Origin of the sequence: Allorhizobium paknamense, from assembly GCF_030815125.1 — a bacterium.
Classification (GTDB): domain Bacteria; phylum Pseudomonadota; class Alphaproteobacteria; order Rhizobiales; family Rhizobiaceae; genus Allorhizobium; species Allorhizobium paknamense.
The window spans coordinates 307743-332669 of record NZ_JAUSWH010000001.1; the positions used below are offsets into that span (position 1 = coordinate 307743).

Annotated in this window: 23 protein-coding genes; 14 read left to right on the forward strand and 9 right to left on the reverse strand. The window is 60.0% G+C overall.

What is annotated here, in order from left to right:
- Nucleotides 1-22: 22 nt before the first annotated feature.
- Together gatC and QO005_RS01505 are read right to left on the reverse strand one after the other, a co-directional pair.
- On the reverse strand, nucleotides 23-310 hold the full coding sequence (gatC, locus tag QO005_RS01500) for an Asp-tRNA(Asn)/Glu-tRNA(Gln) amidotransferase subunit GatC (RefSeq protein WP_307156197.1): 288 nt from the start codon (nucleotides 308-310) through the stop codon (nucleotides 23-25).
- A gap of 91 nt (nucleotides 311-401) precedes the next feature.
- On the reverse strand, nucleotides 402-1106 hold the full coding sequence (locus QO005_RS01505) for a metal-dependent hydrolase (protein WP_307156198.1): 705 nt from the start codon (nucleotides 1104-1106) through the stop codon (nucleotides 402-404).
- 230 nt (nucleotides 1107-1336) lie between these two features.
- Between QO005_RS01505 and ruvX the strand changes: the two genes are divergently transcribed.
- A complete protein-coding gene (ruvX, locus tag QO005_RS01510) occupies nucleotides 1337-1816 on the forward strand; it encodes a Holliday junction resolvase RuvX (RefSeq protein ID WP_307156199.1) in 480 nt (159 codons plus the stop codon).
- Nucleotides 1817-1917: 101 nt separating this feature from the next.
- On the opposite strand, the gene QO005_RS01515 is transcribed toward ruvX, so the two are convergent.
- The 3 genes from QO005_RS01515 to QO005_RS01525 form a co-directional block, all read right to left on the reverse strand.
- On the reverse strand, nucleotides 1918-2217 hold the full coding sequence (locus tag QO005_RS01515) for a DUF6105 family protein (protein ID WP_307156200.1): 300 nt from the start codon (nucleotides 2215-2217) through the stop codon (nucleotides 1918-1920).
- Nucleotides 2214-2402, reverse strand: a complete 189-nt coding sequence (locus QO005_RS01520; protein WP_370877981.1) for a hypothetical protein — start codon at nucleotides 2400-2402, stop codon at nucleotides 2214-2216. Before QO005_RS01520 ends, QO005_RS01515 begins: the two co-directional genes overlap by 4 nt.
- Before the next feature lie 281 nt (nucleotides 2403-2683).
- Nucleotides 2684-4327 (reverse strand): acyl-CoA dehydrogenase family protein, encoded by a 1644-nt coding sequence (locus QO005_RS01525; RefSeq protein ID WP_307156202.1) that lies wholly within the window; start codon nucleotides 4325-4327, stop codon nucleotides 2684-2686.
- A gap of 233 nt (nucleotides 4328-4560) precedes the next feature.
- Here QO005_RS01525 and QO005_RS01530 point away from each other — a divergent pair, with 233 nt between their 5' ends.
- The 4 genes from QO005_RS01530 to dprA are packed head-to-tail and all read left to right on the forward strand — an operon-like array spanning nucleotide 4561 to nucleotide 8618.
- Nucleotides 4561-5502, forward strand: coding sequence for an aspartate carbamoyltransferase catalytic subunit (locus tag QO005_RS01530; RefSeq protein WP_307156203.1), 942 nt, complete (start codon nucleotides 4561-4563; stop codon nucleotides 5500-5502).
- A gap of 26 nt (nucleotides 5503-5528) precedes the next feature.
- On the forward strand, nucleotides 5529-6821 hold the full coding sequence (locus QO005_RS01535; RefSeq protein ID WP_307156204.1) for a dihydroorotase: 1293 nt from the start codon (nucleotides 5529-5531) through the stop codon (nucleotides 6819-6821).
- 11 nt (nucleotides 6822-6832) lie between these two features.
- A complete protein-coding gene (gene plsY, locus QO005_RS01540; RefSeq protein WP_307156205.1) occupies nucleotides 6833-7462 on the forward strand; it encodes a glycerol-3-phosphate 1-O-acyltransferase PlsY in 630 nt (209 codons plus the stop codon).
- 4 nt (nucleotides 7463-7466) lie between these two features.
- Nucleotides 7467-8618 (forward strand): DNA-processing protein DprA, encoded by a 1152-nt coding sequence (gene dprA, locus QO005_RS01545; protein ID WP_307156206.1) that lies wholly within the window; start codon nucleotides 7467-7469, stop codon nucleotides 8616-8618.
- Here dprA and QO005_RS01550 read toward each other — a convergent pair.
- Nucleotides 8571-8792, reverse strand: a complete 222-nt coding sequence (locus QO005_RS01550) for a hypothetical protein (RefSeq protein ID WP_307156207.1) — start codon at nucleotides 8790-8792, stop codon at nucleotides 8571-8573. The genes dprA and QO005_RS01550 overlap by 48 nt on opposite strands.
- 251 nt (nucleotides 8793-9043) lie before the next feature.
- Between QO005_RS01550 and topA the strand changes: the two genes are divergently transcribed.
- The 5 genes from topA (at nucleotide 9044) to rpmG (ending at nucleotide 16208) form a co-directional block, all read left to right on the forward strand.
- Nucleotides 9044-11755 carry a type I DNA topoisomerase gene (gene topA / locus QO005_RS01555; RefSeq protein WP_307156208.1) on the forward strand — a complete coding sequence of 904 codons (2712 nt, stop codon included), beginning with the start codon at nucleotides 9044-9046 and terminating at the stop codon, nucleotides 11753-11755.
- Nucleotides 11752-14100 carry a ribonuclease R gene (gene rnr, locus QO005_RS01560; RefSeq protein WP_307156209.1) on the forward strand — a complete coding sequence of 783 codons (2349 nt, stop codon included), beginning with the start codon at nucleotides 11752-11754 and terminating at the stop codon, nucleotides 14098-14100. Before topA ends, rnr begins: the two co-directional genes overlap by 4 nt.
- Nucleotides 14101-14125: 25 nt before the next feature.
- On the forward strand, nucleotides 14126-14581 hold the full coding sequence (locus QO005_RS01565) for a DUF983 domain-containing protein (protein ID WP_307156210.1): 456 nt from the start codon (nucleotides 14126-14128) through the stop codon (nucleotides 14579-14581).
- Nucleotides 14582-14764: 183 nt separating this feature from the next.
- Nucleotides 14765-15946: an MFS transporter gene (locus QO005_RS01570; protein ID WP_307156211.1), complete on the forward strand. Its 1182-nt coding sequence runs from the start codon at nucleotides 14765-14767 to the stop codon at nucleotides 15944-15946.
- Between the two features lie 94 nt (nucleotides 15947-16040).
- Nucleotides 16041-16208: a 50S ribosomal protein L33 gene (rpmG, locus tag QO005_RS01575; protein ID WP_026619335.1), complete on the forward strand. Its 168-nt coding sequence runs from the start codon at nucleotides 16041-16043 to the stop codon at nucleotides 16206-16208.
- Between the two features lie 954 nt (nucleotides 16209-17162).
- Here rpmG and QO005_RS01580 read toward each other — a convergent pair.
- Together QO005_RS01580 and QO005_RS01585 are read right to left on the reverse strand one after the other, a co-directional pair.
- The gene (locus tag QO005_RS01580) at nucleotides 17163-18533 is read right to left on the reverse strand and encodes a PleD family two-component system response regulator (RefSeq protein ID WP_307156212.1); all 1371 of its coding nucleotides are present in this window, start codon (nucleotides 18531-18533) and stop codon (nucleotides 17163-17165) included.
- A gap of 11 nt (nucleotides 18534-18544) precedes the next feature.
- Complete coding sequence (locus tag QO005_RS01585; protein ID WP_027486203.1) at nucleotides 18545-18916, reverse strand: response regulator; 372 nt, start codon at nucleotides 18914-18916, stop codon at nucleotides 18545-18547.
- A 136-nt stretch (nucleotides 18917-19052) separates the two neighbouring features.
- Between QO005_RS01585 and QO005_RS01590 the strand changes: the two genes are divergently transcribed.
- The 4 genes from QO005_RS01590 (at nucleotide 19053) to QO005_RS01605 (ending at nucleotide 22777) form a co-directional block, all read left to right on the forward strand.
- The gene (locus tag QO005_RS01590; RefSeq protein WP_307156213.1) at nucleotides 19053-19346 is read left to right on the forward strand and encodes a DUF3572 domain-containing protein; all 294 of its coding nucleotides are present in this window, start codon (nucleotides 19053-19055) and stop codon (nucleotides 19344-19346) included.
- 2 nt (nucleotides 19347-19348) lie between these two features.
- Complete coding sequence (locus QO005_RS01595; RefSeq protein ID WP_307156214.1) at nucleotides 19349-19990, forward strand: hypothetical protein; 642 nt, start codon at nucleotides 19349-19351, stop codon at nucleotides 19988-19990.
- A 191-nt stretch (nucleotides 19991-20181) separates the two neighbouring features.
- Nucleotides 20182-21477 (forward strand): DNA polymerase IV, encoded by a 1296-nt coding sequence (locus QO005_RS01600; RefSeq protein WP_307156215.1) that lies wholly within the window; start codon nucleotides 20182-20184, stop codon nucleotides 21475-21477.
- A gap of 142 nt (nucleotides 21478-21619) precedes the next feature.
- A complete protein-coding gene (locus QO005_RS01605; protein WP_307156216.1) occupies nucleotides 21620-22777 on the forward strand; it encodes a L,D-transpeptidase family protein in 1158 nt (385 codons plus the stop codon).
- A gap of 55 nt (nucleotides 22778-22832) precedes the next feature.
- Here QO005_RS01605 and QO005_RS01610 read toward each other — a convergent pair whose 3' ends face one another.
- The gene (locus tag QO005_RS01610; RefSeq protein ID WP_307156217.1) at nucleotides 22833-24716 is read right to left on the reverse strand and encodes a hypothetical protein; all 1884 of its coding nucleotides are present in this window, start codon (nucleotides 24714-24716) and stop codon (nucleotides 22833-22835) included.
- Nucleotides 24717-24927: the final 211 nt, after the last annotated feature.

A 24927-nucleotide genomic window follows, 5' to 3' on the forward strand; every position in this document is an offset into this window, starting at 1 on the left:
GACGGAAAAAGGCGATCAAGCCTTATTCGACGACCTTCGGGACGAGGAAGAAATGCCGGTCTGTTTCCGGCGCATTGGCCACGATGTCTTCGGCCTTGTCGCCATCGGTCACCGCGTCCTGGCGCTTCTTCATGGTCATAGGGGTCACGGAGGTCATGGGCTCGACGCCATCGACATTCACGTCCGAAAGCTGCTCGACAAAGCCCAGAATGCCATTCAGATCGCCCATCATCTTTTCGGCCTCTTCATCAGGCAGGGCAATGCGGGCAAGCTTGGCGACACGTTTGACGGTGGCGAGATCAACGGACATCGGCATTCTCCAGATCAGTTATGCCACCCGCTATACTGTCCGAACCAAAGACGCGCAACGGGGAGCTTCCCGTTGCGCGGCATTTCCACCTTCAAAGCGTCAGCGTTTCGCCCGGCTTCGGTGCCTGCACCGCCGTTTTTGACCCTTCCATGCCGGAAATGAACTTCTCCGCCGTGGCGTCGATGATCGGGAACGAGCCGTAATGGCAGGGAATGGCGGTCTTGAAATTGAAGAAACGCTGGCAGGCAAGGGCTGCGACGGCACCACCCATGGTGAAGCGATCCCCCACTGGCACGATGCCGAGATCCGGCTGATGCAATTCGTTGATCAGCGCCATGTCGGAGAAGATGTCGGTATCGCCCATATGCAGCAGCGAGGCCTCATCATCGAAATGGATCATCAAGCCGTTCGGATTGCCGAGCGCATGGGAAACGCCGTCCTCGGTGATCTGCGCGGACGAATGCAGCGCATTGGTGAAGGTTACGGTAAAGCCATCGAAATGCACCGTGCCGCCGGTATTGCCCATTTCAAGCTTTGCGACACCCTTGGAGCCGAGCCAGCCCGCCAGATCGGCATTGGCAAGCACGGTTGCGCCCGTTTCCTTGGCGATGGCGATGGTATCGCCGACGTGATCGCCATGACCATGGGTGAGCAGGATATGCGTCACATCCTTGGCGGCATCCTTCAGGTCCAGCCCGGCAAAACCGGGATTATGGGTCAGGAACGGGTCGATGAGGATCTTGGCCTTGGCCGTTTCAAGACGGAAGGCAGCATGGCCGAGCCAGGTGAGTTTCATGGAGTTTCCTCTTCAGGTGATGAAAATGGTTCCGGTGGCAAGAGATATGGCATAAGTCGGCTGAGAAAAGGACTCATACGAAGAGTCATTGCAAATGACTCTTCGTATTCCCTTTTCGAATATCTCAAGCCACTGACGCATTTGAGATATTCGAAATTCCTTCAAGGCGAGGATGCGTGAGCATCTTCGAGCCTTGGTATAAACACAGTATTCACGACAGGAAGACGATCATGACGGTTTTGACCATCGAGGAACTGGCGGCAACGCTGCAACCCGGCCAGGCCGTGGCCGGTCTCGACCTCGGAACCAAAACGATCGGGCTTGCCATGTCGGATCTCGGGCGGCGCTTCGCAAGCCCGAGGCCCGTCATCAAACGGGTGAAATTCACCAGGGATGCCGAGTTGCTGCTGGGCTTTGCGGACAAGGAAAAGGTCGCGGCCTTCATCATCGGCCTGCCGATCAACATGGATGGATCATCCGGCCCCCGCGTTCAGGCCACCCGCGCCTTCGTGCGCTCCATGTCGGAAAAGACGGATATTCCCTTCGTCTTCTGGGATGAGCGGCTTTCCACCGTGGCGGCGGAACGGGCGCTGCTGGAAATGGATGTCTCACGCGCCAAACGGGCCGAACGCATCGATTCGGCTGCCGCGAGCTTCATTCTTCAGGGCGCCTTGGACAGGCTGCTCTCGATCACCGCCGGGCGGGACTGATACGAAGAGCCATTGAAAGTTACTCTTCGTATTCTCCTCTCGAATATCTCAAGCCCTTAATGCATTCGAGATATTCGAAATCTCTTCAAGGCGAGGATGCGTTAGCATCTTCGAGCCTTGGTATGAACCTGGCGCGCAGTGATCCATGCCATGATCTTTTTCCGGCGGCGAAAGCCAAGAAGCGCAAACAGCACGGCGCTATCCACCACAATAGCCCGCATGACCAGCGGCGGGATCGTCTCCGGCGCAAGGCCGAGAATATTGCCATAGACTTGAAACACCAGATCATGCGCCTGCCGCGTCAGCATGAAGACGCCGAAGCTCATGTCGTTCAGGGAAAGATAATACCAGCTGCCAAGCAGCAGGATCGGCCCCGCCCAGAAGATCAGCAGGAACTTCATGCCGCCCTCCCTTTCCGGGGCGCAAACTCCCGCGAAAACAGGTCGTCCGGCAAGCGCTCCACCAGCCATACGGATGCCGCCATGAGACTCAGCACCACGGCGGGCACCACCACATCCAGCGCCAGAACTGCAAAAAACGTCATCATAACGATCAGCAGCATCAATTTTCCCAGGCCCGTCATCATCGCCCGTTTCCAACAATTTGAATGAAAACAGAGTGAGCGGTTAAGGCCGCTGCGGCAACGTAAACCTTTTGTTAAGGTTAATTTTTGGAGGTGGGCTGTGGATGACCTGTCCTGACCTGAGATTTCATGGGCAGAAAATCCGGGTTTGAAACAAATGCCCTCACTTACGAAGAAATCAGCTAGAGCATAATCCGACCGGAGTGAAACGAGGACGAATAAGATTATGCTTCAAAAATAAAATGTTAGAGCGCCGATCTGATTCAATCAGATCGAAAAGCGCTCTAATCCACCGGCGGATAGAGCAGATCCACGAGATAGCGCGCATCGAATCGCGCATCGAGCACGCCGTAGGTATTGCGCCAGCCGCCCGTCAGGCGGGTTTCCAGAAAGGCATCGGCAATCTTGCCTGCGCCCATGCGGTAAAGTTCGGCGGCGGCGGCGGCGAGCGCCAGTTGCTCCACCAGCAGGCGGGCCGCACCCTCGTCGCGCTCGCAGAGCGCCATGGCAGCCTGCAGCACTTCGATGGTCTTGCGGCCCGAGGGGCCGAGATCGCGCTCCAGTTCGGCAAAGACCATGTCGAACAGATCCTTGCCGCGAGACAGCACCCGCAGCACATCCAGCGCCATCACATTGCCGGAGCCTTCCCAGATGGCGTTGACCGGGGCCTCGCGGTAATGGCGGGCAATGGCGCGCTCTTCCACATAGCCGCTGCCGCCAATGCATTCCATCGCCTCGTAGATCAGCGGCGGCGCCATTTTGCAGACCCAGTATTTTACCACCGGCGTCATCACCCGCGCATAGGCCGCATCCGCCGCCCGTTCGCGGGCGCGATCGAAGGCTTCGGCGAGGCGGAAGGAAAGCGCCGTGGCGGCGGCCACATCCAGCGCCATGTCCGCCAGCACGCGGATCATCAGCGGCTGGTCGATCAGCTTCTTGCCGAACACCGCCCTGCCCCGCACATGATGCACCGCCTCCGCCATGGAGGCGCGCATGATGCCGGCGGAGGCCAGCGCGCAGTCGAGCCGCGTCAGCGTCACCATTTCAAGGATGGTGCGGATGCCGCTGCCGGGATCGCCCAGCAGGAAGCCGAAGGCATCGCTGAATTCCACTTCGGAGGAGGCGTTAGAACGATTGCCCACCTTGTCCTTCAGCCGCTGGAAGCGCAGGCCATTGGCGCTGCCATCCTCCAGAAGGCGCGGCACGAGGAAGCATCCCATGCCTTCCGGCATCTGCGCCAGCATCACGAAGCCATCGCTCATCGGCGCGGACATGAACCACTTATGGCCTGACAGCCGGTAGATCCCCTCGCCCACCCGGGCTGCCGTGGAGATATTGGCGCGCACATCGGTGCCGCCCTGCTTCTCCGTCATGCCCATGCCGATGGTTACCGCCGTCTTCTGCATGGCGGGACGGTTGGAACTGTCATATTTGCGGGCGAGGATTTTCGGCGCCCATTCCTTCTGCACGCGCGGCGAGGCCATCAGCGCCGCCACGGACGCGCTGGTCATGGTGAGCGGGCAGAGATGGCCGCATTCAAGCTGGGCGGTGAGATAAAAGCGCACGGCGCGCGCCTTGTGATCCTGTCCGCGCACTTCGGGGAGGTTTTCCCAGACGGAGGAATGAAGGCCATTGGCCATGGACCGGCGCATCAGCGCATGCCAGGCGGGGTGAAACTCCACCACATCCAGCCGCTCGCCCCGCGGTCCGTGGGTGCGCAGCTCCGGCGGGTTGTGGTTGGCCATGCGCGCCAGTTCCTGCGCCTCGTGCGAGGTCACATAACGGCCAAGGGCATCGTAATCCTCGCGCAGCGCCCGGTTCAGCCCGCTGGTCAGGTCCACCAGCAGCGGATCGGTGCGGAACGCATTCACGCCGGACCATGGCTTCGGCTGATTGAGTTCCAGCAATATGTCTTCCGTCCGGCTCATACGCGTTCCAACATTCTTGTTCTTTCAGCGGCACCGGCACCAGATTCGGGTCGTTTACCTGCCTGCAAATAAGTGATTTCCATCGTCTTTAACATGTTTCCGCCCGAATGCGACATGGGCCACTCCTGCAAGCGGTCCAAAACGGGGGACAAACACGGGCGAGCGTGGTGGAGGCTTGCCCCTAGCGCCCTCCATCCAGTATAGACCCCGCAACGCTTCCGGAGGGTATAGCCATGGTCTTCTTTCCCCATCGCCATCTCATTGGCATCAAGGGCCTTACCGAAGCCGATATCACCTTTCTTCTCGACAAAGCGGATGAAGCCGTCAAGATCAGCCGCCAGCGCGAGAAAAAGACCACGACCTTGCGCGGGCTGACCCAGATCAACCTGTTCTTCGAGGCCTCCACCCGCACCCAATCCTCCTTCGAACTGGCCGGAAAGCGGCTGGGCGCGGATGTGATGAACATGTCGGTCGGCAATTCCTCGGTCAAGAAGGGCGAAACGCTGATCGATACCGCCATGACACTGAACGCCATGCGCCCGGATGTGCTGGTGGTGCGTCATTCCTCCGCCGGTGCCGCCGCACTGCTGTCGCAGAAAGTGGCCTGCTCGGTGGTCAATGCCGGTGATGGCCAGCATGAACATCCCACCCAGGCGCTGCTCGATGCGCTGACCATTCGCCGCGCCAAGGGCAAGCTGTCGCGCATCATCGTCGCCATCTGCGGCGATGTGCTGCATTCGCGGGTGGCGCGCTCCAACATCCTGCTGCTCAACGCCATGGGCGCGCGGGTGCGGGTGGTGGCGCCCTCGACACTGTTGCCCTCCGGCATTGCGGAGATGGGCGTCGAGGTCTTCACCGACATGAAGGAAGGCCTGAAGGATGCGGATGTGGTGATGATGCTGCGCCTGCAGCGGGAGCGCATGGCAGGGGCCTTCGTGCCTTCGGTGCGCGAATATTTCCACTTCTATGGCCTCGATGCCGAAAAATTGAAAGCCGCCAAGGAGGATGCGCTGGTCATGCATCCCGGCCCGATGAACCGGGGCGTGGAAATCGCCTCCGACGTGGCCGACGGTCCGCAAAGCGTGATCGAGCAACAGGTGGAAATGGGCGTTGCCGTGCGCATGGCGGTGATGGAGGCCCTGCTGGTTTCCGAAAACAACGGTCCCCGCGCTTAACGGCCCCGCGCTTAAAGGTAATGAAGATGAACAAGCCGCTCGTCATCAACAATGCCCGCATCATCGATCCCTCCCGCTCCCTCGACGAGATGGGCAGCATCATCGTCGATGCCGAGGGCGTCATTCTCGCCGCAGGCAGCGAGGCCCGGAACCAGGGTGCACCGGAAGGCGCGGAGATCCGCGACGCCAGCGGCCTCGTCGCGGCGCCGGGTCTGGTCGATGCGCAGGTCTTTCTGGGCGAGCCGGGCGCCGAGCACCGGGAAACGCTGGCCTCCGCCGGGCGCGCGGCCGCGGCAGGCGGCATCACCTCCTTCATCATGATGCCCGACACCGATCCGGTGATCGACGACATCGCGCTGGTGGAATTCATCCGCAACGGCGCGCGCGACCGCTCGCCCGTGCGTATCCATCCGGCGGCAGCCCTGACCAAGGGGCTCCATGGCGAGGAAATGACCGAGATCGGCATGCTGAAGGAAGCCGGTGCGGTGTCCTTCACCAACGGCCGCAAAGGGCTCTCCGATTCGCTGGTGCTGCGCCGGGCCATGACCTATGCGCGGGAATTCGGCGCAGTGATCTCGCTGGAGGCGCGGGAAAAATATCTAGGCAACGGCGTCATGCATGAAGGGCTGTTCGCAAGCTGGCTCGGCCTTTCCGGCATTCCGAAGGAGGCCGAGCTCATCCCGCTTGAGCGGGATCTGCGGATCGCGACACTGACGAAAGCGCGCTATCACGCCGCCAAGATTTCCGTGCCGGAATCGGTGGAAGCCATTCGTCTGGCGCGGGCGCGCGGCGCAAACGTCACCTGCGGCATTTCCATCAACCACCTGTCGCTCAATGAAAACGACATCGGCGAATACCGCACCTTCTTCAAGATGTATCCGCCGCTGCGCACCGAAAGCGACCGCACCGGCATGGTGGAGGCCCTTGCCAAGGGTGACATCGACATCATCGTCTCCGCCCATGATCCGCAGGATGTGGACACCAAGCGCCTGCCTTTCGGGGATGCGGCGGACGGCGCCATCGGCCTTGAAACCATGCTGGCGGCGGCGCTGAGGCTGCATCACAGCGGTCAGGTGCCGTTGACGCGCCTCATCCATGCCATGTCCACCCGTCCCGCGGAAATCTTCGGGCTCGAGGCCGGTACGTTGAAGCCGGGCGCGAAGGCCGATATCGTGCTGATCGATGTCGATGAGCCATGGATCGTGGCGAAGGATGCCCTTCTCTCCCGCTCCAAGAATACCCCGTTCGAAGATGCCCGTTTCTCCGGCCGCGCTGTCGCAACCTATGTCGGCGGCCGCCTTGTCCACTCTCTTGCCTGAAGAGCCACCCCATGCCCAGCATTGATTACAGCCAGATTCCGATGACCGCGCTGGTCGCTTCTCTTGCCATCGGCTACCTGCTCGGCTCCATTCCCTTCGGCCTCATCCTCACCCGCATGGCGGGGCTTGGCGATGTGCGCAAGATCGGCTCCGGCAATATCGGCGCCACCAATGTGCTGCGCACCGGCAACAAGAAGCTCGCTGCCGCAACACTCCTGCTCGATGCCCTCAAGGCCACCGTCGCGGCGGTGCTGGCGCAGGCGCTGTTCGGATCGGAAACCGTGCACCTGCCGGGGCTGCTGGGAGGCTTTGCCGCCTTTATCGGCCACCTCTTTCCCGTCTGGCTGCGCTTCAAGGGCGGCAAGGGCGTGGCAACCTATATCGGCACGCTGCTCGGCGTCTTTCCGCTGATGGTGCTGGTCTTTGCCATCGTCTGGCTGTCGGTCGCCAAACTTTCCCGCTACTCGTCGCTGTCCGCACTGGTTGCGACCCTTGTCATTCCGGTTGCATTGTGGTTACTCCATCAACCGGAAACGGCGCTGGTAACAGCCGCGATGACGGTGATCACCTGGTGGAAGCACAAGGAAAACATCGAGCGGCTGATCTCCGGCACGGAAGGCAAGATCGGTCAAAAGGGATAGCGGAATGACGGCAGGCGGTTCGGGACGGACAGGGATAGCCCTGACGGAAAGACAACGACTGGCCTGGCTGAGACTGATCCGCAGTGACAATGTCGGCCCCGCCACCTTCCGGGACCTGATCAACAATTTCGGCACCGCCGAGCGGGCGCTGGACGCCCTGCCGGAGCTCTCCCGCCGGGGCGGTGCCGCAAAGCCGGTGCGCATCGCCAGCCGTGAAGAAGCCGAGCGTGAACTGGAATTTGCCGCCAGGTTCGGCGCCGCTCTTGTGGGCATCGGCGAGCCGGACTATCCGCCCGCCTTGCGGCAGATCGATGCCGCACCGCCGCTTCTGGCCATGAAGGGCCATCTCAAACTTGCCCAGCGCCCCTCCATCGGCATTGTCGGCTCCCGCAATGCCTCGATCAGCGGCGTGAAGATGGCAAGCCTGCTGGCGCGCGATTGTGGCGTGGCGGGCTATTCCATTACATCCGGCCTTGCCCGGGGTATCGATGCCGCCGCCCATCGCGCCAGCCTGGAAACCGGCACCATTGCCGCGCTGGCGGGCGGTCTGGACCAGCCCTATCCACCGGAAAATATCGACTTGTTGCGGGAAATCTGGGATGGCAAGGGCATCGCGGTCAGCGAAATGCCCTTTGGCTGGGAACCTCGTGCCCGTGATTTTCCCCGCCGCAACCGGCTGATTGCGGGGATTTCGCTGGGGGTCGCCGTCATCGAGGCGGCGCAGCGCTCCGGTTCGCTGATCACCGCACGCCTTGCCGCCGATTTTGGCCGCCTCGTCTTTGCCGTGCCCGGCTCTCCGCTCGACCCGCGCTGCCATGGCACCAATGGGCTTTTGAAGAACGGTGCAACCGTCACAACCGAGCCTCGCGACATTCTGGAAGCGCTCTCGCCCTTGAGCAAGATCGATCTTTTCAGCCCGCCGCAGGTGGAGGAACCGGTTTATGAAGAGAGCGAGACCTGGCACGAGCCGCCGGATGAGAAAGAGCGCTCCATGGTTGTAAACGCTCTTGGCCCCACACCGGTCGAGGTGGATGACATCATCCGCCATACCGGCCTCTCGGCTTCTGCCGTCTATCTCGTTCTCCTGGAACTGGATATTGCCGGACGGCTAAACCGGCACGCCGGGGGCCTTGTCTCGGTCAATATGCTCGATTGACAGGCTCCGGCGGCCGTTGAGAATGTCGCCCGCCTCCATATAGGCCATCTCGATCAGGTAGCAGAGCATCTCTGCCCCCTCCCTCTCGGCAACCGCCCGCAATTCCCCCAGCATCTGGGTGATGTAGGCGATGCTTTCGCCCTGTTGAATGTCTGCGCCCCGTTTGCCGGCCATTGCCCTGTCTCGCACCCGAAAATGCAACTTGAAAATGCATTATTGCAACCATACATCTCATGATAACGCGTGCATTTAAGATTGCAACAAACTTCTTGTTATATTTTTGGTTGCATCAACGTGTAGGCGAGAAATTTATCGGGGGGACTTGACCGCGCTCCAATCCCTGTCCATGTCGGACAACTGGTTTTGGAATCCCGCCGGACCTGTCAGCATTGCGTATTGAAACGGGGCATGTTCAGAGAAGCACAATGAATGTCGTAGTTGTCGAATCTCCCGCCAAAGCGAAGACGATCAACAAATATCTCGGATCGGGATATAAGGTGCTCGCCTCCTTCGGCCATGTCCGCGACCTGCCCGCCAAGGACGGCTCCGTGCTGCCGGATCAGGATTTCGAAATGCTGTGGGAGGTGGATGGCGCCTCGCAGAAGCGTATCAAGGATATTGCCGATGCGGTGAAATCCTCCGATGGCCTCATTCTCGCAACCGACCCGGATCGCGAGGGAGAAGCCATTTCCTGGCATGTTCTCGACCTTTTGAAAAAGAAGCGGGTGCTGGGCGACAAGCCGGTGAAGCGCGTGGTGTTCAACGCCATTACCAAGAAGGCTGTGCTGGATGCCATGGCCGCGCCCCGGGATATCGATGTGGCGCTGGTGGATGCCTATCTGGCCCGGCGCGCGCTGGACTATCTTGTCGGCTTCAACCTCTCTCCCGTGCTATGGCGCAAGTTGCCGGGCGCGCGTTCGGCTGGCCGGGTGCAATCTGTGGCGCTGCGCCTGGTCTGCGACCGGGAAAGCGAGATCGAACGCTTCGTCTCCGAGGAATACTGGAACCTTTCCGCCCTGCTCAAGACGCCGCGCGGCGATGAGTTCGAGGCCCGCCTCGTCTCTGCCGATGGCAAGCGGTTGCAGGCGCGCGGCATCCAGAATGCTGAAAGCGCCAACCGCCTGAAGGCGCTGCTGGAAGGTGCAAGCTTTGCCGTGGAATCGGTGGAGGCGAAGCCCGTCAAGCGCAACCCGTCGCCACCTTTTACAACCTCCACATTGCAACAGGCAGCCTCCTCCAAACTCGGCTTCTCGGCCTCGCGCACCATGCAGGTGGCGCAGAAGCTTTATGAAGGTGTGGATATCGGCGGCGAAACCGTCGGTCTCATCACCTATATGCGTACCGATGGCGTGCAGATGGCGCCAGAGGCCGTTCAGGCCGCCCGCGCCGCCATTGGGGAGCAGTTCGGTCCGCGCTACCTGCCGGATACGCCGCGCTTTTATTCCACCAAGGCCAAGAATGCGCAGGAAGCGCACGAGGCGATTCGCCCCACCGATTTCCGCCGCACACCCGATCAGGTCCGCCGCACTCTCGATGGCGACCAGCTGCGTCTTTATGACCTGATCTGGAAGCGCGGCATTGCCAGCCAGATGGCGTCCGCCGAAATCGAGCGCACGACCGTTGAGATCCTCGCCGACAACAAGGGTGAGAAGGCAGGCCTGCGCGCCGTAGGCTCCGTCATCCGTTTCGATGGCTTCATTGCCGCCTATACCGATCAGAAGGAGGACGGCGAGCAGGCCGATGATGACGAGGATGGCCGCCTGCCGGAGATCAATGCCCGCGAAAGCCTTGCCAAGCAGAAGATCAATGCCAGCCAGCACTTCACCGAGCCGCCGCCGCGCTATTCGGAAGCCTCGCTGATCAAGAAGATGGAAGAGCTGGGCATTGGCCGCCCCTCCACCTATGCCGCAACGCTGGCAACGCTGCGTGACCGCGAATATGTCACCATCGACAAGCGCAAGCTGATCCCCGAGCCCAAGGGCCGTCTCGTCACCGCCTTCCTCGAAAGCTTCTTCACCAAATATGTGGAATATGACTTCACCGCCGATCTGGAGGAGAAGCTCGACAAGATTTCCGCCGGTGAACTGAACTGGAAGGACGTGTTGCGGGAGTTCTGGGAGAATTTCTTCTCCCAGATCGAAGACACCAAGGAATTGCGCGTCACCAACGTGCTGGACGCGCTGAACGAGGCGCTGGCGCCGCTGGTCTTCCCCAAGCGCGAGGATGGCTCCGATCCGCGCACCTGCCAGGTCTGCGGCACCGGGCAATTGTCGCTGAAGCTCGGGCGTTACGGCGCTTTCGTCGGCTGCTCCAATTATCCGGAATGCAATTTCACCCGTCAGCTTTCGTCCGAAGGCGGCGCGGAGGCGGAAGCCGTGGGCAATGAGCCGAAGGCGCTGGGCCAGGATCCTGCCACCGGCGAGGAGATCACGCTGCGGTCGGGCCGTTTCGGACCTTACGTACAGCGTGGCGATGGCAAGGAGGCCAAGCGCTCCTCGCTGCCGAAAGGCTGGTCGCCAGCGGATATGGATTTCGAAAAGGCGATGAACCTGCTTTCGCTGCCGCGCGAGGTGGGCCAGCATCCGGAAACCGGCAAGCTGATCACCGCTGGGCTTGGCCGCTATGGACCGTTCATCCTGCATGACGGAACCTATGCCAATGTCGAGAGTATTGAAGACGTGTTCACCATCGGCCTCAACCGGGCCGTGACGGTGCTGGCGGAAAAGCAGTCCAAGGGCGGCGCGCGTGGCCGCGGCGCAACGGCTGCGGCTCTGAAGGAACTGGGTGACCATCCCGATGGCGGCGCCATCACCGTACGCGATGGGCGCTATGGTCCCTATGTGAATTGGGGTAAGGTGAATGCCACCCTGCCCAAGGGCAAGGACCCGCAGAGCGTGACGGTGGAAGAGGCACTGGCCCTGATTACCGAACGCGCCGCCAAGGAAGGCGCCGGCAAAACCAAGAAGGCCCCCGCCAAGGGCAAGGCCGCCGCCAAGCCGAAGGCGGCGAAGGCCGAGGGCGACGAGGCCAGCGAAGACAAACCGAAGAAGGCAGCCGCTAAAAAGGCCCCGGCGAAGAAGGCCGCGACCAAGGCGAAACCTGCCGCGAAAACCACGAAGAAGAAGAGCTCAGAGTGACGAAACTACCGCGCCCGAAAATCCGCACCACCGGCACCGGAAAAGCACGGAGCCGCAAGGCGGAGGGTGCGGGCAGTGCTTCACCACAGCCGATCATTCACGGGGCGGTGCCGCCGCGTGAAGTGCTGCTGGAATTCATTTCCGAAAACCCGGACCGCGCCTCCAAGCGCGAAATCGCCAAGGCCTTTGGCCTCAAGGGCGATGCGCGGATCGAGCTGAAGGAAGCGCTCAAGGCGCTGGAGCAGGATGGGCTGGTGCAGAAAAGCCGCAAGTCCCTGACCCGCCCCGGCGCGCTGCCGCCGGTCACGGTGCTGGACATCACCACCCGCGACAAGGATGGCGACCTGATCGGGCGGCCCGCCGAATGGCCAGAAGAACTGGGTGTTGCTCCCGCCGTCGCAATCCGCCAGTCCTCCTCCGACATGAAAAAGGGCAAGACGCCGGTGGGCGGGCTGGGCGACCGGGTTCTCGCCAAGATCTTCCCCTCCAAGGATCGCGCCGGTCCCGCCTATACGGCCCGCGTCATCAAGGTTATCGACAAGCGGCGCGGCGCGCTGCTCGGCGTCTTCCGGGAAATGCCGGGCGGCGGCGGTCGTTTGATGCCCATTGAGCGGCGTGGCGAGGAAATGGTCATCGAGGCCGCCGATCTCGGCGATGCGAAGGATGGCGATCTGGTCGAGGTGGAAGTCGGCCGCGCTGGTAGCCGCCTTGGCCTGCCGCGCGCCAGGGTTCTTTCGGTCGTCGGCTCCGTCGCCTCCGAAAAAGCAATTTCCATGATTGCCATTCATGCCCATGGCATTCCCTATATCTTCCCGCAATCGGTGCTGGACGAAGCTGAAGCGGCCAAGCCTGCCACCATGGCGCATCGGGAAGACTGGCGGCACGTGCCGCTGATCACCATAGACCCGGCAGATGCCAAGGACCACGACGACGCCGTCTATGCCGAGCCTGACCCCTCCCCGGATAATCCCGGGGGCGTGATCGTGACGGTGGCGATTGCCGATGTGTCCTATTATGTCCGAGCCAAGTCGCCGCTGGATCGCGAAGCGCTGAAGCGCGGCAACTCCGTCTATTTCCCGGATCGGGTCGTGCCGATGCTGCCTGAGCGGATTTCCAATGACCTCTGCTCGCTGCGCGAAGGCGTTGACCGCCCGGCCCTTGCCGTGCGCATGGTGTTTTCCAGGGAAGGCAGGAAGGCAGGCCACACCTTCCATCGCATCATGATGAAGAGCGCGGCCAAACTCTCCTATCAGCAGGCGCAGGCCGCCATCGATGGAAAGCCGGATGACAAGACCGGCCCGCTGCTGGAGCCGATCCTCAAGCCGCTCTGGGTCGCCTATGCGACCATGAAGCGCGGGCGCGACCGCCGCCAGCCGCTGGAACTGGACATGCCGGAGCGCAAGATCATCCTGAAGCCGGACGGCACGGTGGACCGCGTTTTCATTCCCGATCGGCTGGATGCCCATAAGCTGATCGAGGAAATGATGATCCAGGCCAATGTGGCCGCCGCCGAAACGCTGGAAAAGAAGCAGCAGAAGCTGATCTACCGCGTGCATGACGCACCCACGCTGTCCAAGCAGGAGGTCTTGCGCGAGTTTCTCGGCACGATCGGGCTTTCGCTTGCCAAGGGCAATCTGCGCTCCAACTCTTTCAATGGCATTCTCGCCAAGGCGCTGGATACGCCGCATCAGACCATGGTCAATGAAATGGTGCTGCGCTCCCAGAGCCAGGCGGTCTACAGCCCGGAAAATATCGGCCATTTCGGTCTCAATCTTTTGAAATATGCGCATTTCACCTCCCCGATCCGCCGTTATGCCGACCTGATCGTGCATCGCGCTCTGGTGGGGTCTCTGGGGCTTGGCGAAGGCGGCATCACGCCGGACGAAGAAGCCGCGCTCGATGACATCGCCGCCGAAATCTCCACCTTCGAGCGTCGCGCCATGGCCGCAGAGCGCGACACCATCAACCGGCTGATTGCTCATCACCTTGCCGAGCGTGTGGGCGAGGAATTCGACGGGCAGATTTCCGGCGTCACCAAATCGGGGCTCTTTGTCACATTGCCGCAATTCGGCGCAGATGGCTTTATCCCTGTCTCGACGCTGGGGCGCGACTATTTCCTCTATGATGAGGCCCATCAGGCGCTGACGGGTGAAAAGAGCGGCCTTGGCTATCAATTGGGCGATAGCGTCAGCGTGCGACTGGCGGAAGCCGTGCCGCTGGCGGGCGCGCTTCGCTTTGAAATGTTGAGCGAGGGGCGGAAAATGCCGGCCGGCACCCGCTCCTTCCATAAGGCATCGCGCAGGCCGAAGATACCCGGCACCGCAAGGAGGCGCGGCAGACGGTAAGACGGCATAACCGTGGGAGAAAAGCATGGACAAGACCGGAAGCATTGCGCCGCAAAGGTTCGGCGGCGGGCAGGACAGTGAGCGCAAGCTCGGTCTTGCCATCAAGCGTGGCCTTGCCTGCTCCTGCCCGCATTGCGGCACGGGCAAGCTGTTCCGCGCCTATCTGAAGCCCGTGGATCGCTGCGCCGTCTGCGGCGAGGATTATTCGCACCAGCGGTCCGATGACCTGCCGCCCTATATCGTCATCGTCATTGTCGGGCATGTGCTGCTCACCGGTTTCATGCTGACGGACATGCAGTTCAACATCTCTCCCTGGGCGCATCTTGCCATCTGGTCGCCTATCGCGGTCATCCTGTCGCTCGCCATTATCCAGCCTATCAAGGGCGGGGTGATCGGCCTGCAGTGGGCCTTGCGCATGCATGGCTTCGGCGGTGAAGACGACAGGCCGGAGGATGATGCGGATCGTTTTCCGCCCGCTTGACCGATTCCTGCCTTTAAAGGGGTTAGTATAAGCAATTCGACCGCCTCGGCTTGACAGCCGGGGCTTTTCGAGTGTGAACATGCCGCGCCATTCCAGACCATGCCGCGCTTATGGGTGCAAGGCGCCTGGGTGGCACTCTGCGTAAGCACACTTCAGGACCGGCCAGGGGACGACCGATCGCCGATGACGAAACAAGACTGTACCGACGGGCACCGCGAGGATATTCACTGGCCATCGCTCATTGCCGCCATATCCTCCATTTCGGCCGTTGGCATCGCCATAGGGCTTGGCCTGCCTTTGCTGAGCATGATCCTGGAAAAGCGCGGCATTCCGTCCACCCTGATCGGTCTGAACTCCGCCATGGCCGGTATTGCCTCGATGATGGCGGCACCGGTCACCACACGGCTTGCCCATGATTTCGGCGTGGCGCGCACCATGATCGGGGCGGTGATCGTCGCCGCCATCAGTGCGCTCGGCTTCTATTATGCCGAAGCCTTCTGGATGTGGTTTCCGCTGCGGCTCTTCTTCCACGGTGCCACAACCACGCTGTTCATCCTCTCCGAATTCTGGATCAATGCGGCGGCTCCTCCCTCACGGCGCGGGCTGGTGCTCGGCATCTATTCCACCGTGCTTTCCATAGGCTTTGCGGCGGGCCCCTTCCTCTTCTCCTTCCTCGGCAGCGAGGGCATCCTGCCCTTCGCCATTGGCGCGGCGACGATCCTCCTGGCGGCAGTGCCGATCTTCCTGGCACGCAATGAAAGCCCGGTACTGGATGAAAAGCCGGACATGCATTTCTTCCGCTACATCTTCCTGGTGCCAACCGCGACCGCTGCCGTCTTCGTCTTCGGCGCGGCTTCGGTGGGCGGGCTCTCGCTCTTCCCGATCTATGCGACACGGGCAGGATTTACCGAGGCGCAATCGGCCCTGTTGCTCACCGTGATGGGCGTCGGCAACATGGTCTTCCAGATCCCGCTCGGCATGCTGTCAGACATTCTCAAGGACCGCAGACTGCTGCTCTTCCTGCTGGCGCTGATCGGGCTGTGCGGCTCGTTGCTCATCCCCATTCTTGCCCATAGCTGGCTGGCCATGGCCTTGCTGCTCTTGCTGTGGGGCGGCTGTGTCTCCGGGCTTTATACCATCGGCCTCAGCCATCTCGGCTCCCGACTCACGGGATCAGACCTTGCAGCAGCCAATGCGGCCTTCATCTTCTGCTACGCCGTGGGCACGGTGGCCGGGCCTCAGGCTGTGGGCAGCGCCATGGATTTGGCAGGCAACCAGGGCTTCTCCTGGGCAATTTCCGGTTTCTTCGGCCTTTATGTGCTTCTTTCGGTGTCGAGACTGTTTTTCAAGTCTTCGCGGGGTTGACTTTTCGGCAGCGATTTGTAGTTTCCGCCGCATCTTCGCCGTGGGCCATACCGGTCGTTCACGGCTCGTTTATTTCATGTAAGGCAGGACGACCATGGCTAAGGCTACCACCATCAAGATCAAGCTGCTGTCGACAGCCGATACGGGTTTCTTCTACGTCACGACGAAAAACAGCCGTACGATGACGGAAAAGATGACGAAGACCAAGTACGACCCGATCGTCAAGAAGCACGTTGAATTCAAGGAAACCAAGATCAAGTAAGCTTGATCTTTCCCGTTTCAGAAAAAGCGCGCCCCAGTGGCGCGCTTTTTGTTTGTCATGATCTCTGCAGCGCCGTGCATTTTATCAGACGCACACAGAACTCTGTAGATGCAAGCAAAAACGCCGCCGCTCCTTGCGGAGCGGGCGGCGTTTTACTGTTACGCATTTCCGGAGGGAAAACCAGGTTCCACTTTTCTCGGACGATGCTTTGATCGGGGGTCGGCAGGCATGCAATAACGGCACGAGGAACCGTAGAACAATCGCATGCCAGCCGACCGACCCCACGACCCAGGAGATGCGGCGGACCTGAGCATCATGGGGTATGCTGGAGACAGACAGCATTACGGCCAAGCCGTCTTGCCTCTGTCGATGTCCCAACTAAGCGCATATTATAAAAAAAAGCAAGATTTTCTTAACTGTTGTATTTTTCTCGCCGGTTTATGGTTAAAAACTTCAGGCAAGAAAACGATCACTGACAAGCTATGAACTCAATCCTTTCAGAGCTTATTTCAGAAGATATTCAATAAAAAAAATTCTTCTTTTGTCAAATTCCCGCGCCTTTACCACGCCTTGACAAAGCAATACGGAATATAATTACCTCATTGAAATTAATCCCCCGTATTTTTAGGGTATTTAATAAGAGTGCATCATCGCGAGACGTAAATGGCCCCCTGAATTCCCGGTTTCTCTATAACATAAGAAGATGTATATTCGAATAAGCTATCGCATCACGGGCTAAAAAAATCTGTGTGAGACAAGGATTCGTGTGCCTCGACCGGCAGCGCTCCACCTCAGGCGGCATGAAGCGGCCCTCTGGACCCATGCTGAATGCGCGGGATCTTGAACCCTTCGAATGAGGGGGGTTTCTACCTGAAGAAGCCTGTGGATAACATTCCGGCCCGTGCACCACGGCAAAGACGTCAACGCCGGACAACCGTCATCCGCATGAGTGTCTCAGGCCGCCAGCGCCACAACCCGGTTGCGACCGCTGTTCTTGGCCTGATAAAGCGCCCGGTCAGCCTGACGCAGCAGATGCTCGGGTGAAGGCAGTTCAGGCGCAATGGCCGCCAGCCCGAGCGAAGCTGTGATGGATAGTTCGGTTCCGTCCTGCAGGCGGAAGGGTTTCTGCTCGATGACCTCGCGCAGGCGCTCGGCCACTTTCGCGGCGGCATCCAGCGCCGTGTCCGGCATGACCACCACGAATTCTTCCCCGCCGAAGCGGCAGGCGAGATCGGCGCCTCGCACGGTGGAGCGGATGCGGGTCGCAAATTCCCGCAACACATCGTCACCCGCTTCATGCCCATAGGTATCATTGACCTGCTTGAAACGGTCGATATCCGTCAGGCACACCGTCAATGGCCGGTTCCGCGCCGTCGCCCGGTCGAACAGAACCCGCAAATGGCTATCCAGATAGCGGCGATTATTGAGCCCAGTCAGACCGTCGGTTACGGCCAGTTCTATCGTATGCTGCACGCTCATCCGCAGCCGGTCATTGTAACGCTTGCGGCGGATCTGCGTCAGACTGCGTGCCACCAGCTCATTCGGATCGATAGGCCGGACGATATAATCATTGACGCCGAGATCGAGCGCCCGAACAATCCGGCTCTCCTCATTCTGCTCGGCAATAAACAGCACGGGAATGAAGCGCGTGCGCTCCAGCGAGCGCAATTGCGAGCATAGCCGCAGCGGATCGTAATCCTCAAGATTGCTGTTGACGATGATCAGGTCGAAGGGCCGCTCCGCTGCCTCGAACACCGCCGCCTGTGCATCGGAGAGAACGGCGATTTCTGCAATCGGCTTGAGTGTCTTGATGATGCGCTCCTGCGAACTGGCGCGTCCATCCACCAGAAGCACCTGCCCCGCCTCGTCCAGACGGTTTTCCGTCATGCGCAGCAATTCTTCCATGCCGATGGTGCGCGCGGTTTCCGCACGCATCCGCAACTCGTCGCTCAGCATCTTCAGCCGCACGAGGCTTTTCACCCGGGAAATCAACTGGAGATCGTTGACCGGCTTGGTCAGAAAGTCATCCGCCCCGGCTTTCAGTCCGCGCACACGGTCGGAGGGCTGGTCCAGCGCCGTGACCATCACCACCGGGATATGCGCCGTGCGGGGATTGGCCTTCAGCCGCTCACACACTTCGAAACCATCGATCCCCGGCATCATCACGTCGAGCAGAATGACATCGACCTGCGTCTTGGCGCAGATATCCAGCGCCTTGAAACCGTCCTCGGCGGTCAACACGTCGAAATATTCCGCCAAAAGCCGCGCTTCGAGCAGCTTCACATTGGCCGGAACATCATCGACGACCAGAACCCGGGCGGTCATGGCGTTTCTCCTTAAGCGTCGCCCAGATAGGTCTTGATGGTTTCCAGGAATTTCGGCACGGAGATCGGCTTGGAGACATAGGCCTCGCAGCCACCCTGGCGAATGCGCTCCTCATCCCCCTTCATGGCGAAGGCGGTTACGGCGATCACCGGAATGACATGCAGTTCGCTGTCCTGCTTCAACCATTTCGTCACCTCAAGACCCGAGACTTCCGGAAGCTGGATATCCATGAGGATCAGGTCAGGCCGGTATTTGCGGGCCAGATCGAGAGCTTCCATTCCGTTGCGGGTTTGAATGGTGGCATAGCCGGATGCCTCGATAAGGTCACGGAAAAGCTTCATATTGAGCTCGTTGTCTTCAACAATCATGACCTTCTTCGGCATTTTCATTCCTTGCCTTCTCCGCCTTCCTGGTGGAAGAGGAGGATAACATCGTAAAGATTTCATTCTTCCTGAAACGGCACATTAACGGCATTTGGTTGAGAAAAAGGTAAACGGCTTGGCGATGAAAGACAAAGGCATGCAGAAAACCTTGAGCGGCGACGCTGCGGAAGAGACCGCCATTGCCGTACTCGGCTGGCTGGCCGGAGAACCGGATATGCTGGGCCGGTTTCTGGCGCTGACGGGGGTGGAGCCGCAGCAATTGCGGGACGCCATGGGCAGCCCTGCCTTTCTGGGCGGTCTCCTGGACTTTCTGATGCAGCATGAGCCAAGCCTTCTCGCCTTCTCAGAGGCAAGCGGCACCAAGCCGGAAACGGTGGCGGCAGCCTGGGCGCATTACGTCAAGCCCGGCCTCGATTCCGGGGAGATCTGACCATGAGCGAACTGACCGATCTCGATCATGTCACACTTTCACAAAGGCCGCTGGCCGTCTGCGATGTGGATGATGTGGTGCTGGAATTTCTGCGTCCCTTCGAAGCCTATCTGGAAAGCCTCGGCCACCGGCTGCTGCCGCGCTCTTTCCGGTTGCACGGCAACATTATCAGCCGTACCGACGAGCGCGCGCTGGAAGATGGGCTGGTGACGGACATTCTGCACGCCTTCTTCGAAAACCAGATCACCTGGCAAAAGCCTTTCGGCAGTTCTGTGGAAAGCCTGAAGCGCATCGGCCAGAGCGCCGATGTGGTGTTTCTCACCGCCATGCCGCCACGCTATGCGCAACATCGGCGCGCCCTTCTGGACGGTCTGGGACTGGATTTTCCGCTGGTCGCGACCGAAAGCCCGAAAGGCCCGGTCGTTAACCGGCTGCACGGTGACCGCGCCCTGCCGGTGGCCTTTATCGATGACATGGCGCATAATCTCCACTCGGTCGGCGAAGCCGTGCCGCACTGCCTGCTGGTGCAGTTGATGCCGGAATCGGAAATTCACCGCCACGCCCCGAAACCGGGGCCCAATGTGGTGCGCGCCATGGACTGGGAGGATGCCGAACAGCGCTTGCTTGGCCACTTTTCTGCATAATTCCTTAAATCGATTCCGATTTAAGGATAAAATTATGCAGCAGATATAAAGTGCTACAGCGAACCTTTGTGCGCCATATATGGCGCACGGCGCTGTAAGCGATAGCTGTTTGCAACCGGCATAGGCGCTTGCGCACTGTCCATGCACGGCATAAGGTGAATTTGTTCAACTTATGTTCCGGGCCTTTCGCCATGACCGCCGCGCCGATCGATCAGGGATTTTGCCGTGATTGTCTTGCCCTGCAACCGGCGGGGCGCAAGCGTTGCGGCGCCTGCGGCAGCCCGCGCCTCGTCTACCATCCGGAACTCTTCCAGCTAACGCTTGCCCATATCGATTGCGACGCCTTTTATGCCTCTATCGAAAAGCGCGACAATCCGGACCTGATCGACAAGCCGGTGATCATCGGCGGCGGCAAGCGGGGCGTCGTCTCTACCGCCTGTTACATTGCCCGCATTCATGGCGTGCGCTCCGCCATGCCCATGTTCAAGGCGCTGGAGGCCTGCCCCGACGCCGTGGTGATCAAGCCGAATATGGAGAAATACGTCGCCGTCGGCCGGCAGGTCCGGGCGATGATGGAGGAGTTGACGCCGCTCGTTCAGCCTCTGTCCATCGATGAGGCCTTTCTGGAACTGAAGGGCACGGAGCGGCTGCACCACGCACCGCCTGCCCTGGTGCTGGCCCGCTTTGCCCGGCGGGTGGAGCAGGAGATCGGCATTACCGTTTCCGTGGGGCTTTCCTATTGCAAATTTCTCGCCAAGGTCGCCTCCGATCTGCAAAAGCCGCGTGGCTTTTCCGTGCTGGGCGAAGCTGAGGCCCTGTCTTTTCTGGCGCCGAGGCCGGTCACCACCATCTGGGGCGTCGGCAAGGCCTTCGCCGCCACGCTGGAACGCGACGGCATTCGCACCATCGGCCAGTTGCAGACCATGGAGGAAACCGACCTGATGCGCCGCTATGGCAGCATGGGGCAGCGTCTCGCCCGCCTGGCACGCGGCGTGGATGACCGCGAGGTGCACCCCAATGATCCGGCGAAAAGCATTTCCGCCGAAACCACCTTTTCCGACGACATCGCCCGGTTCGATGATCTGGTGCCGGTGCTGCGCAAGCTCTCCGAAAAGGTAGCCTGGCGGCTGAAGAAAAGCGATCTGGCGGGCCATACCGTGGTGCTGAAGCTGAAGACGGCGGATTTCAAGTTGCGCACCCGCAATCGACGACTGGAAGACCCCACCCGTCTCGCCGACCGGATTTTCCGCACTGGCCTGCAGCTTCTGGAAAAGGAGACCGATGGCACCGCCTTTCGCCTGATCGGCATCGGCGTCAGCGATTTTGCCGATCCGGCGCTGGCCGATCCGCCCGATCTGGTCGATGCCAATGCCACCCGCCGCGCCAAGGCGGAAGCCGCCATGGATGCGCTGCGTCAGAAATTTGGCAAGCCTGCGGTTGAGACGGGCTTCACCTTTGGCGCAAACAAGCCAGGGAGACAGGGATAAATGCGACAGGCGGAAACCTGTCGTTAAACTTCCTTTGCCATTCTTAACACTTCACATACCTTTTTTACAACGGCTCTGCTGCCCAAATTCAAGAGAAAGCGTTTCCACGAAAGCCGGAAACGCTTTGGAATATAGAGGAACCATGACGGTCCGCTCCCTTCTGCTTGCCCTTGCGGCGTCGACACTGTGCACCCCTGCCCTTGCGGCCAATCCCGCCACGATCCAGATTGTCGTTTCGAAACAGACGCAATCCCTGACGGTCTATGAGGATGGCAAGGCGGTCGCCAATTCCAGGGTTTCCACTGGCAAGGAGGGGCATGATACGCCTTCGGGTATTTTCTCGATCATCCAGAAGGCGAAATATCACGAATCCAATCTCTACTCGAATGCGCCGATGCCATGGATGCAAAGGCTGACCTGGTCTGGCATTGCGCTGCATGAATCCTCCAGTGTTCCCAATTTTCCCGCCTCCCATGGCTGTGTGCGCCTGCCGGCGGAATTTGCCCGCAAGCTTTATGCCATGACGGCGCTGGGGGCGCATGTGGTCATCACCGACCAGCCGGTCGCCCCGGCTCCGATCGGTCATCCCATGCTGTTTTTCCCGGAACGGCAACAGCAGGGGCCGCAACTTCTCTCCGACGCGCAATTGCGCGGCGTGCCGCCGATGGCAAGCAAGCAGCCTGTGGAAGTGGCGATGGCGGAACCGGCCGCGCCTCAAGTGGACATCCCGGACGTGCCGCTGCGCATCCTCATTACACTCCGCGGCCAGCGGGAAATGCTGCATGACGTGCAGGAGCAATTACTGGAACTGGGCTTTGAAACAGGCGGCGTGGACGGACAGGCCGGAAAGCTGACGCGGGACGCTATTCAAGGCTTCAAGCGGTGGAAAAACCTGCCTCTCAAGGGGCCGATGCTGACCCCGGAACTGCTTGCGGCCTTGCGGGAAGCGACAGGCAGGCCCGTTCCCCCGGCGGGACAAATTCTCATCCGCCGAAAGTTTGCGCCTGTCACCGAACAGGCCATTGTGATCGACCAGCCGGACAAGCCGCTTGGCACCCACCTTCTGGAAGCCACCAAGGTCAACCACGCCACCGGTGATGCCGACTGGCAGGCAATGACATTGGAACAGGCGCCCGGGCAGACGCTCACCGCCGTCATGGACCGCATTCACATTCCTGAGGAGCTGCGGGAAACCGTAGAGCACCAGCTTGCCGCAGGCACCTCCATCACTATCAGCGATCACGGCCTGGGCGATGAAACGGCGGATGGCACCGACTTCATCACCGTGCTTTCCAGATAAAAAAAGGGGCACAGAAGATGCCCCTTCTATATATGATCGTTAAAGTCGATGGTTCTTACCAGATAAAGCTCGGATCGGGGCCGAATTCGAAATGCACCTCCTGACCGGTATATTTCGAAAGCTTGTCATCCAGGTCGGATTCCAGCTTGTCCAGCTTCTTCACACCCTTCGCCATATCCCAGATACCAAGGGCCATTCCGGCCAGTGAAGCAACGAGACCGGTCGCTGTTCCGGCGACCGCCAAGCCGTATTTCAGAACGCTGGTGGCCTGCGTCACGAATTCCGGCGTGGTCACAGCAACGGCGTTGAACACGCGCGGCACGATGTTGGTCAACTGCATGGCGGCCTCGCTGAAGCCGATCAGGCTGTTGGCAAGGGTCGCGGTGCCGCTGATGATCTCCAGTGCGGCCTTGGGATCATCCCCCGCCTTCAGGGAGCGGGAGGCCGAGAAGAAGGACAGGCCCGCCGTCGCCAAGCCCCCCAGGCCGCCAAGGATCTTGCCGCCTGCCTCGAGATTTTTCGGATTGATGACGGAAGCGACGTTCCGGCCCCAGGAACCCGAGGCCGTACCGAACAGGCTGAACGCCTTGCCGGCAGAATCGAGGTTCTTGGCAAGCCCCTCGGTCGTCTGGCCGACGATCTGAACGGCACTGGCCATGGCACCGGCAATATCGGCGGCCTGCCATTTCTGGCCCGGTGCAAGACTTCTGGAAACGAGCACCGCGCTTGCCGCCAGCACCTGCACGGCATGCGCTACACCGGCCTTGTAGGCATCATTTTCAACACCCAGCGGGGCCGGTTTTTCCTTGAACGCCTTCATGGCGCTGGCCAGCGCATCATCAAGCTTCATGCCGCCACGCATCAGGCCAATGACGGAGTTGAAGTTGCGCGTCACATCCTGCGCGTAATTGACCTGAATCGCCGGGCCGAACATCTTCGAATTTCCGGCATTCTCTCCCAGGAAGGTCAGCATCATCGCCTGCACCACCGGGTCGATGGCGGCGTTATTGCCATTGGCATCCGGCGTAAAGGCAGAGAGATCGCCCGGCGTGCCATCGCCCATGAACATGTCATTGGTGATCTTGGAATAGGTCGCGGTCGCCGAGCCCACCTTATCCTCAACGAAATCGGAGGGCAGGATGCTGGTCAGTGTCTTGAGTTCGCTCAGATAATCGCCGAGCGCATCTTCCTTGGATTTGCCTGCGGCCAGGGCGCGATCCACGGCCTTGCCGCCGACAATGTCTTCCATATAGGTCATTTCCAGCCGCTGCAGCATTCCGGCGTTTTCGGGACGGGTCAGATAATCTTTCAACACCTTGGAGGTGAGATCGGACAGATAGTCCTGCGTGCCCTGATCGGCCATCAGGGCATTGATCCGGTCGTCGATTGCCTTGCCCGCGGCCTCACCATCGGGAACGCTATCGCCATACTGGTCCATATAGCCGTTATATTCCTGCTTGATATCCAGCAGATCGACCAGCAGCGCCGCCTTCTGTTCGTTCGAGAGGCTGCCGAGATTGTTGATGTTATCTGGGTTGACGAAGCCTCGGTCCACGCCCGCCAGCGCATCCTTGACGAGAGAGAACTTTGTATCCTCCAGGGTCTGAATGTCACTGTCATAGGTATCGGAGGGGTCCGCCATACCGATCCAGTGCTCGCTGATCAGAATGTCGGACTGCGTCACCTCGGGCGGATCTGCCGCAGGCGTGTAATCCTCGGCATTGACCTCGGGAAGGTCATCAGCGACCGAGCGGTCGTGATTGAGCAGAGCTTGAACGATCCGGTCGTTCGGCGATAGATTTTGATAGCGATCATGCGGGCTCACCTTGCGCGTCTGGGATGGCTGCGCGTCGCGCTTCAGGCTGTCATAGTTGATCGTGTTGGCGTTGTGGTCCGTAGGGGTGCTCGTTGCCCCATCGACAGTCACTTTATCGGTCATTGGCTTTCCCACATCATGTCCAGGCCGTTTGGATTGGCCCTGGCATGAAGATGAGGATGCCTCGCATCAGGGAAATGACAGATTTTTGATAGTTACATAAAACATATTTTACAAATTTAAATATATAAAAAATATAAATAGAAATTTATTTCAAATGGATACACTAAAAATGCAGCTTTTAATCGTAGATATTTTACAAATAAAGAAAATT